This is a genomic window from Paenibacillus sp. JSM ZJ436 (genome assembly GCF_044383795.1).
Lineage (GTDB): Bacteria > Bacillota > Bacilli > Paenibacillales > Paenibacillaceae > Paenibacillus_AQ > Paenibacillus_AQ algicola.
On the sequence record NZ_JBISEO010000016.1, the window covers coordinates 13,121 to 28,753 of the forward strand.

General features: G+C 56.3%; 11 protein-coding genes. 4 read left to right on the plus strand and 7 right to left on the minus strand.

The genetic code is table 11. From position 1 onward, the window contains the following. Positions 1 to 89 precede the first annotated feature (89 nt). Together uvrA and uvrB are read right to left on the minus strand one after the other, a co-directional pair. The gene (gene uvrA / locus ACH6EH_RS16585) at positions 90 to 2,993 is read right to left on the minus strand and encodes an excinuclease ABC subunit UvrA (RefSeq protein ID WP_397333152.1); all 2,904 of its coding nucleotides are present in this window, start codon (positions 2,991 to 2,993) and stop codon (positions 90 to 92) included. Positions 2,994 to 3,012: 19 nt separating this feature from the next. Further along, complete coding sequence (gene uvrB, locus ACH6EH_RS16590) at positions 3,013 to 5,004, minus strand: excinuclease ABC subunit UvrB (protein ID WP_397333187.1); 1,992 nt, start codon at positions 5,002 to 5,004, stop codon at positions 3,013 to 3,015. Positions 5,005 to 5,218: 214 nt separating this feature from the next. Here uvrB and ACH6EH_RS16595 point away from each other — a divergent pair, with 214 nt between their 5' ends. After that, entirely contained in the window at positions 5,219 to 6,019 is an 801-nt protein-coding gene (locus ACH6EH_RS16595) for a flagellar motor protein (RefSeq protein ID WP_397333153.1), read from the plus strand. After that, a complete protein-coding gene (locus ACH6EH_RS16600) occupies positions 6,003 to 6,887 on the plus strand; it encodes a flagellar motor protein MotB (protein ID WP_397333154.1) in 885 nt (294 codons plus the stop codon). The genes ACH6EH_RS16595 and ACH6EH_RS16600 overlap by 17 nt, the downstream gene beginning before the upstream one ends. 392 nt (positions 6,888 to 7,279) lie before the next feature. On the opposite strand, the gene ACH6EH_RS16605 is transcribed toward ACH6EH_RS16600, so the two are convergent. The 3 genes from ACH6EH_RS16605 to ACH6EH_RS16615 are packed head-to-tail and all read right to left on the minus strand — an operon-like array spanning position 7,280 to position 10,507. Further along, complete coding sequence (locus tag ACH6EH_RS16605; protein ID WP_397333155.1) at positions 7,280 to 8,437, minus strand: ABC transporter permease; 1,158 nt, start codon at positions 8,435 to 8,437, stop codon at positions 7,280 to 7,282. Next, positions 8,430 to 9,602 (minus strand): ABC transporter permease, encoded by a 1,173-nt coding sequence (locus ACH6EH_RS16610; protein WP_397333156.1) that lies wholly within the window; start codon positions 9,600 to 9,602, stop codon positions 8,430 to 8,432. Before ACH6EH_RS16610 ends, ACH6EH_RS16605 begins: the two co-directional genes overlap by 8 nt. An 11-nt stretch (positions 9,603 to 9,613) precedes the next feature. Continuing rightward, the gene (locus ACH6EH_RS16615) at positions 9,614 to 10,507 is read right to left on the minus strand and encodes an ABC transporter ATP-binding protein (RefSeq protein ID WP_397333188.1); all 894 of its coding nucleotides are present in this window, start codon (positions 10,505 to 10,507) and stop codon (positions 9,614 to 9,616) included. Between the two features lie 280 nt (positions 10,508 to 10,787). On the opposite strand from ACH6EH_RS16615, the gene ACH6EH_RS16620 reads away from it, so the two are divergent. Beyond that, positions 10,788 to 11,930, plus strand: a complete 1,143-nt coding sequence (locus tag ACH6EH_RS16620) for a sensor histidine kinase (RefSeq protein ID WP_397333157.1) — start codon at positions 10,788 to 10,790, stop codon at positions 11,928 to 11,930. A 66-nt stretch (positions 11,931 to 11,996) separates the two neighbouring features. Continuing rightward, positions 11,997 to 12,644 (plus strand): response regulator, encoded by a 648-nt coding sequence (locus ACH6EH_RS16625; RefSeq protein WP_397333158.1) that lies wholly within the window; start codon positions 11,997 to 11,999, stop codon positions 12,642 to 12,644. Between the two features lie 30 nt (positions 12,645 to 12,674). Here the strand turns inward: ACH6EH_RS16625 and ACH6EH_RS16630 are convergent, their stop codons facing one another. After that, positions 12,675 to 14,051, minus strand: a complete 1,377-nt coding sequence (locus tag ACH6EH_RS16630) for a PDZ domain-containing protein (protein WP_397333159.1) — start codon at positions 14,049 to 14,051, stop codon at positions 12,675 to 12,677. A gap of 48 nt (positions 14,052 to 14,099) precedes the next feature. After that, on the minus strand, positions 14,100 to 15,572 hold the full coding sequence (locus ACH6EH_RS16635) for a S41 family peptidase (RefSeq protein ID WP_397333160.1): 1,473 nt from the start codon (positions 15,570 to 15,572) through the stop codon (positions 14,100 to 14,102). Between the last annotated feature and the right edge of the window lie 61 nt (positions 15,573 to 15,633).

The following is a 15,633-nucleotide window of genomic DNA, read 5'->3' on the forward strand; positions in this document are numbered from 1 at the left end:
GTGCAGTCGGCGCTGTGTACAAGCCGCAGGCGTCACGCCTTGCGGCTCATACTAAAGCGCTTGAGCCAGGGGCGCGCTGGAACCGGCTGCTACTTCACGACCGGCTCCTCTGCCTCCGCTTTCGCGGCGGCTTCCTGTGCCTTGCGGTTCATGGCCTCCGTGCGCTCTGTGTCCCGCTCCAGGATCGGCTTCAGATATTTGCCGGTATAAGACTCCGGCACCTTCACCAGCTGCTCCGGAGTGCCGACAGCAAGGACGGTACCCCCGCCGCTGCCGCCTTCAGGCCCCAAATCAATCAAATAATCCGCCGTCTTAATGACGTCGAGATTGTGCTCGATGACGAGCACAGACTCACCGGAGTCAACCAATCGGTGCAGCACAATGAGCAGGCGGTCAATATCATCAACATGCAGCCCTGTCGTCGGCTCATCCAGAATGTACATCGTTTTGCCCGTACTGCGCCGGTACAACTCGGATGCCAGCTTCACGCGCTGGGCCTCGCCGCCCGACAGCGTGGTGGCTGGCTGTCCCAGCTTGATATATCCGAGACCCACATCCATCAGCGTCTGCATCTTGCGGTGCACCTTCGGAATGTTCTGGAAGAACTCGGTGGCATCCTCCACGGTCATTTCCAGTACGTCGGAAATGTTCTTGCCTTTATACTTGACCTCCAGCGTCTCACGGTTATAGCGCTTGCCCTTGCACACCTCGCACGGCACATAAATATCGGGCAGAAAGTGCATTTCAATCTTGATAATTCCGTCACCCCGGCAGGCTTCACAGCGTCCGCCTTTGACGTTGAAGCTGAAGCGGCCTTTCTTATACCCGCGCAGCTTCGCTTCATTCGTCAGGGCAAAAATATCCCGGATATCATCAAACACTCCCGTATACGTTGCCGGGTTGGAGCGCGGCGTCCGGCCAATGGGCGACTGGTCGATGTCGATTACCTTCTCGATATGCTCCAGACCCTTCATTTCCCGATATTGCCCTGGACGAACCCGGGCTTTGTTCAAGTCGCGGGCGAGCGTTTTGTACAGGATCTCATTCACCAGCGTCGATTTCCCGGAGCCGGACACACCCGTGACCGCCGTAAACACACCGATTGGAATTTTGACGTTAATGTTCTTGAGGTTGTTCTCCTTCGCACCCTTGATCTCCAGCCAGCGCTGATCCGGCTTGCGGCGTTTGCTATGAACCGGAATGAACTTGCGGCCGCTCAGGTACTGCCCGGTCAGTGAGTTCTCATCCTCCATAACCTCTTTCGGTGTTCCTTGAGAAATCACGTTTCCGCCGTGAATGCCGGCGCCAGGACCGATATCAATAATATAGTCCGCCGCCAGCATGGTGTCCTCATCATGCTCCACCACGATCAGCGTGTTGCCGAGGTCACGCATATGCTCAAGCGTTGAGATCAGGCGGTCGTTATCCCGCTGATGCAGCCCGATGCTGGGCTCATCCAGAATGTAGAGCACGCCCATCAGGCTCGAGCCAATCTGGGTAGCCAGGCGAATCCGCTGCGCTTCACCGCCGGATAGTGTCCCTGCAGAGCGGCTGAGCGTGAGATAATCCAGTCCGACGTTTACAAGAAAGCCGAGACGGCTGTTAATCTCCTTCAGGATCAGGTTTGCAATCTGCTGCTCCTTCTCTGACAGCTCCAGGCCGTCAAAGAAGCGGGAGGCATCCCCAACGGACAGGCTCGTCACATACGCCATGTTCTGGTCGTTAATCGTGACGGCCAGGCTCTCTTTTTTCAGGCGATGGCCCTTACACACATCACACGGCTTCGAGCTCATATAGCCTTCAATGTATTCGCGAATCCCTTCGGAGTTCGTATCACGGTAACGGCGCTCCAGATTCGGAATAATCCCTTCAAAGGTGACATGCGCTTCCTTCCGCTGCCCGAAATCATTCTCATATTTAAAATGTATCTTCTGACTGCCTGTGCCGTACAGCAAAATCTTCATCTGCTCCGGGCTGAGCGAGCTTACGGGCACATCCATCGGGATTTTAAAATGGCGGCAGACCGAGCTCAAAAATTGCGGATAATACGTTGAGGTACCGCCAGACCAGGCCTGGAACGCTCCATCCTCAATGCTCTTGCTCTGATCCGGCACCAGCAGCTCCGGATCGACAATCATCTCTACCCCCAGGCCGTCACATTCCGGACAGGCACCAAATGGCGTGTTGAAGGAGAACATCCGCGGGGACAGCTCCTCCATACTGAAGCCGCACACCGGGCAGGCGAAGTTGGAGCTGAAGCGCAGCTCCTCCTGGCCGATAATATCGACCAGCAGCTGGCCGCCGGACAGCTTCAGCGCCGTCTCAATGGAATCGGCCAGCCGGGCCTCAACGTCCGGCTTTACGACGATCCGGTCGATCACAACGTCAATCGTATGCTTTTTGTTCTTCTCCAGCTCAATGCTTTCGGACAGGTCACGAAGCTCGCCATTGACCCGTACGCGGACAAAGCCCTGCCGGGAAATATCTGCAAACAGGCTCTTGTGCTCACCCTTGCGGCCGGCAATAACTGGAGCCAAAATCTGCAGCCGGGTCTTCTCCGGATATTGCATAATCCGGTCCACCATCTGCTCGACCGTCTGTGAAGTAATCTCAATGCCGTGATCCGGGCAATGCGGATGGCCCACGCGGGCAAAAAGCAGCCGCAAATAGTCGTAAATCTCCGTTACGGTTCCGACCGTAGAGCGCGGGTTCCGGCTGGTCGTCTTCTGGTCGATCGAGATGGCCGGGGATAAGCCGTCGATGGAATCCACATCCGGCTTCTCCATCTGCCCCAGGAACTGGCGGGCATACGCCGACAGGGATTCTACATACCGGCGCTGTCCTTCCGCGTAAATCGTGTCAAAGGCCAGCGAGGATTTGCCGGAGCCGCTAAGGCCGGTCAGTACGACGAATTTATCCCGCGGTATGGTCACATCAATATTTTTCAGGTTGTGGGCACGTGCGCCCTTGATTACTATATTTTCGCTCGCCAAACCTTTCATCTCCTCACTGTTACTCCGCCTTCAGCTCAAGCAGCGCATCGCGCAGCTCCGCCGCCCGTTCGAACTGCAAGTTCTTGGCCGCTTCCTTCATCTCGACCTCCAGACGCTCGATGACCGACTGACGGTCCTTCTTCGACATCTTGGCCGCCGGGCCGGTCAAATAATCCGCCTTGCTCTCCGCCGCCTTGGTGGCCTCGATGACATCGCGCACCTTTTTGCGGATCGTCTGCGGCGTAATGCCGTGTCTCTCATTGTACTCTTCCTGTACAGCGCGCCGCCGCTCGGTTTCCTTGATGGCACGGTCCATGGAATCCGTTATTTTATCCCCGTACATAATGACGCGTCCCTCCGAGTTCCGCGCCGCCCGTCCAATCGTCTGGATCAGGGATCGGTCCGAGCGCAGGAAGCCCTCTTTATCGGCATCCAAAATCGCAACGAGGGACACCTCCGGCAGGTCCAGCCCCTCCCTTAACAGGTTAATACCCACGAGCACGTGGAATGTACCGAGCCGCAGATCGCGCAAAATCTGCATCCGCTCAAACGTCTTGATCTCCGAGTGCATGTAGCGGACCTTGATGCCGATCTCCTTCAGGTAGTCGGTGAGGTCTTCGGCCATTTTCTTGGTCAGTGTTGTAATCAAGACCCGCTCGTCCTTAGCCGTGCGATCATGAATTTCGCCGATGAGGTCGTCAATCTGCCCTTCCGTCGGGCGGACCTCAATGAGCGGATCCAGCAAGCCGGTCGGCCGGATGATCTGCTCCACCATCGTATCGCAATGCTCCAGCTCGTAAGGCCCCGGCGTGGCGGACACGTAAATAATCTGGCTCACCTTCTCCTCAAATTCCTCGAATTTGAGCGGGCGGTTGTCCAGTGCTGACGGGAGGCGGAAGCCGTGGTCAACGAGGATGGTTTTGCGGGCCTTATCCCCGTTGTACATCGCCCGAATCTGCGGCAGCGTCACATGGGATTCATCAATGACGATGAGCATATCATCCGGAAAATAATCCATCAGCGTGTACGGCGTCGCTCCCGGCTCCCGGAAGGTCAGCGGTCCGGAATAGTTCTCGATCCCGGAGCAGAAGCCGACCTCCTTCATCATCTCGATGTCATAGTTCGTGCGCTGCTCCAGACGCTGGGCCTCGAGCAGCTTGCCCTCACTCTTCAGCACCTCCAGGCGCTCCTGCAGCTCCCGCTCAATATTCACGAGCGCGGCGCGCATCGTCTCCTCCCGGGTAACGAAGTGAGACGCCGGAAAAATAGCTACGTGATCCCGCTCGCCCACCAGCTCACCGGTGAGAACATCAATTTCAGTAATGCGCTCAATCTCATCGCCGAACAGCTCCACACGGACCGCATGCTCACCCTTTGATGCCGGAAAAATCTCGATGACATCTCCGCGCACCCGAAACGTGCCCCGGACAAAGTTAATATCATTGCGCTGGTACTGGATGTCCACCAGTCGGGACAGGATCTGGTTGCGCGGCTTCTCCATGCCTACTCGCAGCGAGAGCAGCATCTCGCCATACTCCATCGGAGACCCCAGGCCGTAAATGCAGGACACGCTGGCTACGATAATGACATCCCGGCGTTCGAACAGGGAGCTTGTGGCGGAGTGGCGGAGCTTGTCAATCTCTTCGTTCACGCTGGAATCCTTCTCAATATAAGTATCCGAGGACGGAATGTACGCCTCCGGCTGATAGTAATCGTAATAGCTGACGAAATAATCGACCGAGTTATTGGGGAAAAATTCCTTGAACTCACTCGCCAGCTGTGCCGCCAGCGTCTTGTTATGCGCGATCACGAGCGTCGGTCGATTCAGCTTCGCAATCGTCTGGGCAATCGTAAACGTCTTGCCGGTTCCCGTCGCACCGAGCAGCGTCTGATGACGCTTGCCCTCTCGCACGCCCTGCACCAGCTGCTCAATCGCTCCCGGCTGGTCGCCCTGCGGATCAAACTCCGATTGGAGCTCAAAGGATTTCGTACTGACCACGAGATCACTCATGTGTTCAATCACACCCTTATCGTCTAAAATATTGTATATTAACGTTTCTATCGTAACTTCCCGATGTAAAAAGAAAGAGATCTGCATTTCTGTTTAGACCTCTTCGTTTTGTGTTTAATAAGAATATTTGTTCCCCTGCAATTATACTCTTTTCGTTTTTTTGTTGCAAACCTTATATAATAGTTCTCTACATAAAAGGAGATGATTGCTCATCATGGATATTACCATTATTCTCGGGCTTTTGGCAGGGCTTGCTGCACTGATCGGCGGCTTCTTGTGGGAAGGCGGCCAGCTTGGCGGACTGCTCCAGGGCAACGCCGCCCTGATCGTCTTCGGGGGTACGGCCGCAGCCGTCATGATCAGCTTTCCGGCCTCCCGGCTGCGGAGGATTCCTGCCGCGCTCCGCTTCGCTTTCGGGCGGCGGAGCCGCTCGCCGCTGCAGCTTATTGAGGACGTGGTCGACATGGCCACGTTAGCCCGCCGCACCGGCGTGCTTGCACTGGAGGAGGCGGCCGCTGAGCATCCCGATCCTTTTTTGCGTGAAGGCATGGGGATGGTTGTCGACGGAACGGACGGGGACGCGGTGCGCCAGATTCTGGAGCTGGAGATGGATGCCACCGAGCAGAAGCATGAAGGCTATGCCAAAATCTTCGAGGCCGCGGGGGGCTATGCGCCGACCATGGGGATCATCGGTACCGTAATGGGCCTCGTTCACGTTCTGGGCGGGCTTCAGGATCCGACCCGGCTCGGTCCGTCGATCGCGGTTGCTTTTACCGCCACCCTGTACGGGGTTGCCAGTGCCAATATTATCTTTCTTCCCATCGCTTCCAAGATTAAAGCACGCAGCGAGGAAGAAATTCAAAATATGGAGCTGCTGCTAGAGGGCATTCTCGCCGTTCAGCAGGGACAGCATCCACTTCTCGTCCGCAAAAAGCTGAACACCTACACGCTCGAAAGCAGCTTCTCCGCTGCCACGCCGACAACAAGGGGGACGGCCCATGAGACGGCCGATTAAATCCACCCGTCGGGAACGCCGCCGCCAGGGCGCCGGAGATCAAAGAGACCGCTGGATGATTACTTACGCCGATCTGATCACGCTGCTGCTCATTTTCTTTGTGGTCCTGTTCGCGATGAGCCGGCTGGATACCGAGAAATATGACCGTGTTACGCAGTCGCTGCAGGCCACCTTCCAGAGCGGAGATTCCCTGTTGGAACATGGCTCCGGCTTGATTCAGGGCGGCAGCGCGGGAGACGTCGGATCTTCTGCGGCAGATGGCGACGGGGCTGCGGGAGACATCAGATCGCCTGATGGAAACGGCAATGATGGAGCTGTGCCTGACGCAGTTGGCGAATCTGACACAGACCCAGGTACCTCTGGTCCCATGACTCAGCGCGAGCTTGCCTTCCGAGAGCAGGAGCAGGAGCTGGCAGACTTTATGGAAGTCATTAAACAATATGTGGCGCAAAACCAACTGGAAGGAGATATTTTTATCGCGGATGAGCCGCAGGGCATTGCCATTACACTGAGCGACCGCTTTCTGTTCGACCCGGGACAAGCCCAGCTCAAGGACGGGGCAGCACCGGTGCTTGGCAAGCTGGCGAGCCTTTTTCAAGACCTCAGCGCCGTCGTCAGCATAGAAGGACATACGGACAATGTGCCGGTCGGGCTCCAGTCTCCGTATGCAGATAACTGGGAGCTGTCCGGTGCCCGGGCGATGTCCGTGCTCCGCTTCTTCCTGGACCGTCAGGGCCTGAGCCCGGACAGTTTCCAGTATGCGGGCTACGCCGACACCCGGCCGGCCGGCGATAACAGCACGGCCGCCGGCCGGCAGAAGAACCGCCGCGTCGAAATCACCGTCCTCCGCCAGCTTCGGGCGGAGTAGGCGCGGCGGCGGGCGGCACGCGATGGGCGGGCGGCGGAACGACGGCCACGCCCGTCAACGACCGCGCCGCATCGAGTTCGGTTTTTCGCATTCGTTTGGCGCGGGGGCGGTATGCGGACCCATCGAGTTCGGTTTTTCGCATTCATTTACTCCAGAACCGCCACAGCGTCGCATCGAGTTCACTTTTTCGCACTTATTTACTCCAGATCCACCATCGCGCCGCATCGAGTTCGGTTTTTCGCATTCGTTTGGCGCGGGGGCGGTATGCGGACCCATCGAGTTCGGTTTTTCGCATTCATTTACTCCAGATCATCCGCCACAGCACCCAGCCCCCCCAACACAAAACAACCCCTGCAAGGAGTCCACCTACCCTTGCAGGGGTCATTTATAGCCTAGCCTCGCACGGCCGTCTCGCTGGGACGCAGGATGATCGAGCCCAGCGCGAGTAGGATGAGCGCCATCAGGCCGAGGATGAGCAGCGGCATTGCGATATCGGATAGTGTGCCCCCGGAAGCCATCGTCTCTACCGCCTCGATAGCCCATTTTTGCGGTACAAAATTCGCGATGCGCTGCAGGAAGTCAGGCATGATGGCAAGCGGCCAGAAGCAGCCTCCCAGCATGCAGGTCGGTGAAATGATCAGCGAATTGAGCATGCCTGCATTTTTCGGATTGCGGACCAATCCGGCAATCGCGCTGGCCAGGCCCATCGCAACGAGCATGAAGGCGGCCAGAATAACAAAATGAATCCAGAACGGCACTCCGTCATCGTAACGCAGCACATATTTACTGACGGTAAGCACGATCAGGATTTGTAACGAGCCCAGCAGAAAGCTGCCGAGGAAATTACCCAGCACAATCTGATACGCCCGCACCGGTGCCGTATAGATCCGGGACATCGTGCGCAGCTTGCGGTCCTCGACCATCAGCATGACTGTGCTTCCCACCAGGCTCATCAGAAACAGCAGCGTAAAGCCGGTAACATTCGTCAAGCCGGGTCTTGCGTAGAGCTCCATGTCCGTTGACACCGCCCGCACCCGATGCTTGCCCATCTGATCCAGAACCTGTTGCAGAGTAAAAAACTGCTCCTCATCCGCTGCCCCTTGCCGGGAAACAGCAGCGGCCGCCGCTCCAAGCTGTCCCGTTACACTTTCCAGCTGCATGCTCACAGTAAATGCCGCTTCACTGACCGCCATCTGGTACATCTCCACCTTGGGCGTACCGCCCTCCAGCAGCGAAGCGCTGAAATCGGCAGGGATGGTGAACCCGATCATGCCGTTTTTTGCAATGACATTCTCCTTCATCGCAGCAAGCGATGACGCAGGCTTCAGCGCATACACATCTGTACGCCGCAGCTCCTGCAGCAGATGCTCTCCCGCCGGTCCCTCGTCTTCATTAATATATTCAATCGGAAGAATTGCCGTCGTCGTCCCTCCTAGCAGGGCTACACACACGGTCACAATGACACAGGGGAGAATGAGATAGGCGATCCACCCTTTGGTATGGCCCAGCGTCCGTTTAATCATCTGCCAGGCAATCGTTAAACTATGCATGATAGCTGTACCCCACCTTTCGATACACGGCGATGGCCGCCGCACTTAACATCAGCGCAATAACCCCGAGAATCCCGATGCATGTCAGAATCTCGCCCTGGCCCTCCCCCAGCATCATCCGCAAAATCCCCTGTAAAGCCCAGTGGTTCACCGTAAATTCTCCTATACTCCGGATCACCTCGGATGGCAGCGGCGAGAAGCCCCCGCTCAGAAACGTCATTGCAATGACCAGGGCCTGAATGATCCCCGAGGCTGTAGAGAAGGAGGAGGTCAGCAGCGAGACGACAGACGCAAGTGTCATCGACGCCACAGAGACCAGCATGCAGACCACCAGCAGCAGTCCCAGCCGATTCCCCCAGTTTACGCCGTACAGAACATGTGACCCTGTAATGATAATCGCCGCCTGAATGAAGGTGATGAAGCTGCAGCCCAGTATTTTTCCGCCAAAAATATCCCGCCCTGAAAGCGGCAGCGATTGAAGCCGGTACAGCGTATGGTCCTTTTTTTCATCAAAAAGGCTGCCGGCAACCATCATCCCTGAATTTAATAGAAACATAATCATCATCGATGCCGCATAGTACTGGACCGCAGAATACGGCTCGCCCTGGGTGCTGAGGCGCCCTTGAATGACATAGAAGGCTCGCTCTCCCGGCGCAATCCCTGCTTGCGGCAAAACATCGCTTCCTAGAAGCATTGCCTGAGCCTGGATGCCGTTCATCTCATCCATATAGGAGCGGAACAGGGACTCTCCGATCAGGTTCTGTGTGTAATTTTTCCCGAGCAGGAGCTCCAGCTCCGCTTCCTTTCCGGAGTAGATATCCTGTTCCAGGTTCCCCGGCACGATGACGGCAACATCCAATTCTCCGCTGCGCAGGCGGCTTAATGCATCCTCACGCGTTGAAGCCTCTATAGTCTCCAGCCATTCGGTCATCTCCGGACTCTGAATAAAGGCTCTGAAGCTGTCCGGAAGCGTTGAACCTTCCTCTATCACGACCCCTGTACGCAGCGCCTCCAGCTCGAGATCTTCCTCCCCTCCGAAAAAGCCGCTCAGTGCCGTTCCCAAAATGAAAATAAGCAGCATCGGCAGTAAAAACAGGTTAAACAACACCGTCCGGTGCCGAGATAATCGTTTGAGCTCATACCACGCAATGGTTCGCAGATTCATGGCCCTTCCTCCTATTCATCCCGCAAGGTGCGGCCGGTCAGATTCAGAAACAGCGTTTCGAGATCCGGCTCCTCACATTTGAGACTCTGGATCACGACCTCATGCTTGCTGCAAATATACAGCACATCCTGAAGGCTGCTCTGGGCCGAAGGCAAATATATTTCCAGTACCGCGCCCTCCTGAAGGACTCGGGTAATGCCGGGATGCAGCGTGAGCTCCTTGACGACATCCGGCGTTACAGCGTCAGCGGTCAGCATAATTTTCTCCTCCTGGGCCACCCGCTCCTTGAGCTCCTGCTGTGTTCCGCAAGCAATAACATGACCTTGATCCATAATAGCGACCCGACTGCTAATAGCCGCTACTTCTTCCATGTAATGGCTGGTATAGATGACGGTCGAGCCCATCCCATTCAGCTTGCGGACTGAGTCCAGAATATGATTGCGGGACTGCGGGTCAATGCCTACGGTCGGCTCATCCATAATGATCAGCTTCGGATGGTGCGTAATCGCACAGGCAATGTTCAGGCGGCGCTTCATGCCGCCCGAGAAGGTGGAAGGGCGGTCTTTGGCCCGGTCCAGCAATCCGACAAACGCAAGCGCTTCCTGCACCCGTTCCTTCAGCAGTTTACCCCGGAGACCGTACAGCTTGGCAAAAAAGGTAACGTTATCTTCTGCCGTCAAGCTCTCATACAGGGCAAGGTCCTGCGGAACCAGCCCAATCCGCCGCTTCACCTCCAGAGGCTGAGCCTGAATGGACAGGCCATCCACCTCAATGCTGCCCTGATCCATCGGGAGGAGTCCGCAGATCATGTTGATGGTTGTGCTTTTTCCAGCTCCATTGGGCCCGAGCAGCCCGAAAATTTCTCCCTCCTGAATGGCCAGATTCAAGTGGTCCACCGAAAGCATGCTGCCATAGCGCTTAACCACATCCCGTGCTTGTAAAAATGCCACTTCACTTCACTCCTTTTCCGAAGTCACGTTCTTGGTTTCTTGTCTCTATTGTATCCTCGCCGCAGCCGTTGATCAGGTAGATAAAGTCATGGCTTGAAAATGACTAAAGTCACCTCCTGCCATGCTCGGAGACTATGATATAATGGCAGACAGATTATCCCTGATATAGATCCTGCCTGCGAGGACCGCTCTCTTAAGCAACCCTCCAGTAACCTGAGAAAAGGATGTTATGCTCATGCCCCGATCCTCCGTGCTGCTCCGCTACGGACTGATCCTTCTCCCTGCGATGGCCGGGCTGTACGCCCAGCCTATTGCCAGCTTCAGCATGTATACCTTGCTAGTGCTGCTTTTTCTGTCCATCGCCGTTCTGAGCCGCCATGTGAAGACGTCAGCGCTTAAAGCGCTTTTTACACTTGTGGAAATTGCAGTATCCGGATGGCTGTGTTATCAATACGGTCTGCTGATGACCTTGATTTCCCTCTCGAGCGTCTGCATGTATTTCACATTATCTGCGTCGATCTGGAGGTACGCGTTGCTGCTGATTCATGCTGCTGTATTGAACGCCGCCTTTTGGAAGCAGGAGCTGCTATGGCTGGTAATGGCCCATCTGCTGCTAATGATGATGGCGGTCTTCATGAGCAGCCTGGTAGCTGCAGCCGGCAGGAAGGAGAACGCGGTGAAGCTGTACGATGAGCTGCGAAGCAAGCACTATCAGCTGGAGGAGGCCCGCAGCCGGCTGCAGCAATTTACACAACAGGTCGAGCATGCCGCACAAGCAGAGGAACGGACCCGCATCTCGCGCCAGCTGCATGACGACATTGGCCACCGGCTCATCCGCATCAAGATGATGATGGAAGCCGCACTCTACACCGTGCCTGCTGATCAGGCACGCGGCATGGAGCTGTTGGGACAGATTCGGGATCAGCTGGGAGACAGCATGGAGGAAATGCGCCTCGCTGTGAAACGCGTCCATCCCGGTAAGCCGTTATCGGGTGACTACTCCATCGACCGACTGCTGACCCAGGTGCAAGACGAGACCGGAATCCAAACATCCATTCAGGTAAAGGGCCTCCCGTATCCGCTGTATCCGAGCCAGCAGCTCGTCTTGTATAAGAATGCGCGGGAAGCGCTCAGTAATGCCATTCGGCACGGGAAGGCGACTGAGATTCAGGTTCGGCTCATTTATGAGGAGCACGAGGTAGTGATGGCAGTGTCCAACAATGGAGCTGTGGAGCCGGGAGAAGGCGGGGGCGGGTTAGGCATCAGCGGAATGAAGGAACGGACCTCCCTGATCGGCGGCAGGCTGGAGGTCAGCCGGCAAACGCCCTTTACCGTCATCACGAGACTGCCAGTGTACAGCAAATCGGAGATTATGTAGGGAAAATGATAAAAGTGCTGCAGCACAGAGGCCGCAGCACTTGAGAAGAAATGGGAGTGACTATGTATGATAGCTGTACTGCTCGTAGATGATGATCCATTTATCCGTGAAAGCCTGAAGCTGCTGATTGGCATGGATGCTGAGATTGAGGTCACCGGCACGGCCGCAAACGGCGCAGAAGCGATGGAGCTGCTGGCGGCCGGCACAGCGGCCGATGTGGTCCTCATGGATATCCGGATGCCGGAATGTGACGGTGTGGAGGGGACACGGCGTATCCGGCAGGCCTATCCGGATCTCATGGTGTTGATGCTGACTACGTTTGACGATGATGACTACATTGTAGAGGCACTTCAGAACGGTGCCAGCGGCTACCTGCTCAAAAACATCCCGCCGGACCGCATTATCCAGGGCATCAAGACCGTCCATGACGGCAACATGCTCATCCATCCCGACATTGCCCGGAAGCTGACCGGCATGCTACGTCCTTCTCCCCCGCCCCCGCTGTCCAGACCGGATGTACTTGACACCTACGGACTGACACCCGCGGAGAAAAATATCGTTGTTCGAATTGCAGACGGCCTGTCGAACAAGGAGATTGCCGGGCAGCTGTTCCTGAGCGAAGGCACCGTCAAGAACTATGTCACGGAGATTCTGGGCAAGCTGCATCTGCGGGATCGTACTCAGATTGCTATTTTTTATCTCAAGAACGCATGAGTCACAAAAATATAGGCTCTTGCCACCTCGTTACATCTCCAGGCTGTCCTTCTCCAGGCCAGCCCCGGCGGGTGAACCCTTCCCTGCTGGTGTTCGGGTCTCCGCGCCTTCCTCTTCAGCCGCCATCTTATTCTTCAAGCTCCACTTCATGCCCAGCAGACCAGCGATACTGAGCGGCTTCAGCCGCACTGCAAGCCCGGCATCCGGGTCCGGTGACAGAATGACGCCCAACTGGTGATGCTCTCCGGCATAGATAGCCCGCTGCATGAACTTGCTCTCGCCCTCATAGTTCTGAACCTCCAGCTTGCAAAAGGCCGCATTCTGCCTCAGCGCCGCATGCAGCTGCTCCTTACTGCGAACAAGAGTCCCATTGACCTTAAGAATGGTCTCACCCGCCAGAATTCCCAGCTCCTCCGCCGGGCTGCCCGGAAGAACCGCCAGCACCTTCAAGCCCTTCGGAGGATGTACGAACAGCGGACTGCGCTGCTGCTCCTCGTAGCGGCTGTACCAGGCGAGCCCTTCGTGCAGCAATGGCGCTGCTAACGCAGCCGCAAGCATAAGCGGCGGCCACCAATCCGCCAGCAGGCTCAGCATCAGCACGATCGAGCTGTAGATGACGAGCCGCTTTCCGCTGATTACCGCCTTCTGCTTCGGCAGCATGCTCTGCGTCATTTCTCCAAAGCCGATCAGCACCGGCAAGGCCGCGATGCCCGCACCGCTCATCCAGGCGTCTCCTCCAAAGAAGGGGGTCCATGGCAGCATCGGACCGCCGGCTGACGGAACGAGCAGAAACAACGGTAAGGGCCAGAAGCTCTGCATCTGATAGCCCCCCACCAGCTTGCCTCGTTTGCCTTCCAGAAACAGCGGAGAGGCAAACCGTCCACCCTGCAGCATAACAAGTCCCGCTTCGGCCAGATGCAGCACAGCGGCCAGGGCCAGCAGGGAAGGCACGTTCAGATTCAGCAGCGCGGTATGTACACTTCCTAGCCAGCCTTCCGGCTGCCAGCCGGGAAACCAGCCTAGCACCGACTGCACAATGCCCAGCAGCCCGGCGGCATAAGCGAAGCACAGAAACCGCACCCGGAACAGCATGAGCAGCAGACTCGCTGCCCATAGGCACAGCACCGCTGACATCGTGAGCGTAATGCCAAGAAAGGCCATCATGACCGAGACGCCAAGCCCCGCCACGAGTCCGCCCAGTATCGTCCGCAGCGTCTGGGACTGCCAGCCGTTCACCCGAACGTGAAACAGCTTGCGCTCCAGCAGCACCTGTCTGCGGTACAAGATCCCGATCAGAATGACAGAAATATAATAAAAGGGTTGTGCCAGCATCATCAGACCAGCATCCAGCACCATCCAGACCCACTCCATCGCTATATCCAAAATCCGGTCACTCTCCTTTGTCATTTCTATACCTGCATCTCCAAGAAAAAAAGAAGGCTGAATTCAGCCTTCTTACTTGTTCGACGCCTGGCTTTTTATTTCCTTCACAACCTCTGCAATTCCGCGGTTCAGCTGCGTGTCATTGCCAGGATCCTGCATTTCCTTGATTAAGGCCGCTTCCAGTGCCTTCGCGGTTTGTTCATCTACAATCCCGCTGGCTTTCAGCTTGCTCGCACTCTGGAAGCTCTTGACGGCCTTCTCGGTCGCCCGGTCATAATAACCGTCCTTGCGGCCCGGTTCATATCCGACTGCCTCCAGCATAATCTGAACATTCGTTACATCTTCGCTGTTCATATCGAATTTCAGGGTCTGTTTCTTATCAAGAGGAGCTACTGCGAAATAATCCGGCTGGGATACCTGGAGATCCGGCTCAATGCCCTTCTCATGAATCCAGGAACCGTTCGGCGTCAGCCACTTGGCAATGGTTACCTTCAACAGACTGCCATCGTCAAACTGCTTGTCGAAGCTGGTCTGCACGGTTCCTTTTCCGAATGAATGCTCTCCAATCAAGACCGCTCCTGCAGACTGCTGCAAAGCCCCGGCCAGGATTTCGGATGCGCTTGCGCTGCCTTTGTTCATCAGCAGTGCTACCGGATACGGCTTCGAGCTTCCTTTGGAGTGATACTCTTCGCGCTTGCCAGCCTTGTTCTCGACCTGGACGATTAGCTCGCCCTTCGGTACGAACTGTCCCGCAATGTCGATAACGACCGAGAGTACACCCCCCGGATTGTTGCGCACATCAATGAGCAGGCCCTTCATGCCCTGACTCTCCAGCGACTTCAGCTCTTCCGCGAAACGCTCTCCCGTATTGAGGGAGAATTGGCTGATCTCAATGACGCCGACACCGTTAGCCTCCATACGCGAGGTTACCGTTTCCAGATCCACATCATCACGGGTAATCTGGAACTCAATGCTGCTCTCGGAGCCGGGACGCTTCACCGTCAGCACCGCTTTGGAGCCTTTAGGGCCCCGAATCTTGGCTACCGCTGCATTGAGGTCTAGTCCCTGGAGCGATTCGCCGTTCACCGACAGGATCACATCCTTGGCCCGAAGCCCCGCCTTCTCAGCCGGAGAGCCCTTGATTGGGGAGACCACCTCAACATAGCCGTCCACCGAGGTGACCTCTGCGCCAATGCCGCTAAAGGAGCCTTCAATGCTCTCCGAGAACTGCTCGGCCGTGACCTTCCCCATATAGTTGGAATAAGGGTCACCCAGCGCCTCCATCATGCCATTAATGGCACCGTCCAGAAGCTTGTCCCGGTCTACATCTTTATAATAGTTGCTCTCGATAATCTCTAATGCCGTGCCCAGCTTCTCGGCTTCATCCTGCTCCAGGCCATCGCTTTTCTTGCCGATACTGGCCAGCAGCCCGGTGCCGCCGCCGTCTGGCCCTGCCGCGTCCGGAAGCTGATTGAACACCATCGTCAGCACCATACCGCAGAGCATCGAGACTACGACCAACAATAACACCGATCTTTTTTTCATGTCTGTCTCACCGCCCTTGTACATTTGAGCATACCACTTTGCAGCGTCCCGGTCATCCTAG

Coding starts and splice junctions, on each gene's coding strand:
- ACH6EH_RS16610 (WP_397333156.1), bottom strand. CDS start 9,602: ATGAATCTGCGAACCATTGCGTGGTATGAGCTCAAACGATTATCTCGG.
- ACH6EH_RS16620 (WP_397333157.1), top strand. CDS start 10,788: ATGCCCCGATCCTCCGTGCTGCTCCGCTACGGACTGATCCTTCTCCCT.
- ACH6EH_RS16615 (WP_397333188.1), bottom strand. CDS start 10,507: ATGCTTTCGGTGGACCACTTGAATCTGGCCATTCAGGAGGGAGAAATT.
- ACH6EH_RS16600 (WP_397333154.1), top strand. CDS start 6,003: ATGAGACGGCCGATTAAATCCACCCGTCGGGAACGCCGCCGCCAGGGC.
- ACH6EH_RS16605 (WP_397333155.1), bottom strand. CDS start 8,437: ATGCATAGTTTAACGATTGCCTGGCAGATGATTAAACGGACGCTGGGC.
- ACH6EH_RS16625 (WP_397333158.1), top strand. CDS start 11,997: ATGATAGCTGTACTGCTCGTAGATGATGATCCATTTATCCGTGAAAGC.
- ACH6EH_RS16635 (WP_397333160.1), bottom strand. CDS start 15,572: ATGAAAAAAAGATCGGTGTTATTGTTGGTCGTAGTCTCGATGCTCTGC.
- ACH6EH_RS16595 (WP_397333153.1), top strand. CDS start 5,219: ATGGATATTACCATTATTCTCGGGCTTTTGGCAGGGCTTGCTGCACTG.
- ACH6EH_RS16630 (WP_397333159.1), bottom strand. CDS start 14,051: ATGACAAAGGAGAGTGACCGGATTTTGGATATAGCGATGGAGTGGGTC.
- uvrB (WP_397333187.1), bottom strand. CDS start 5,004: ATGAGTGATCTCGTGGTCAGTACGAAATCCTTTGAGCTCCAATCGGAG.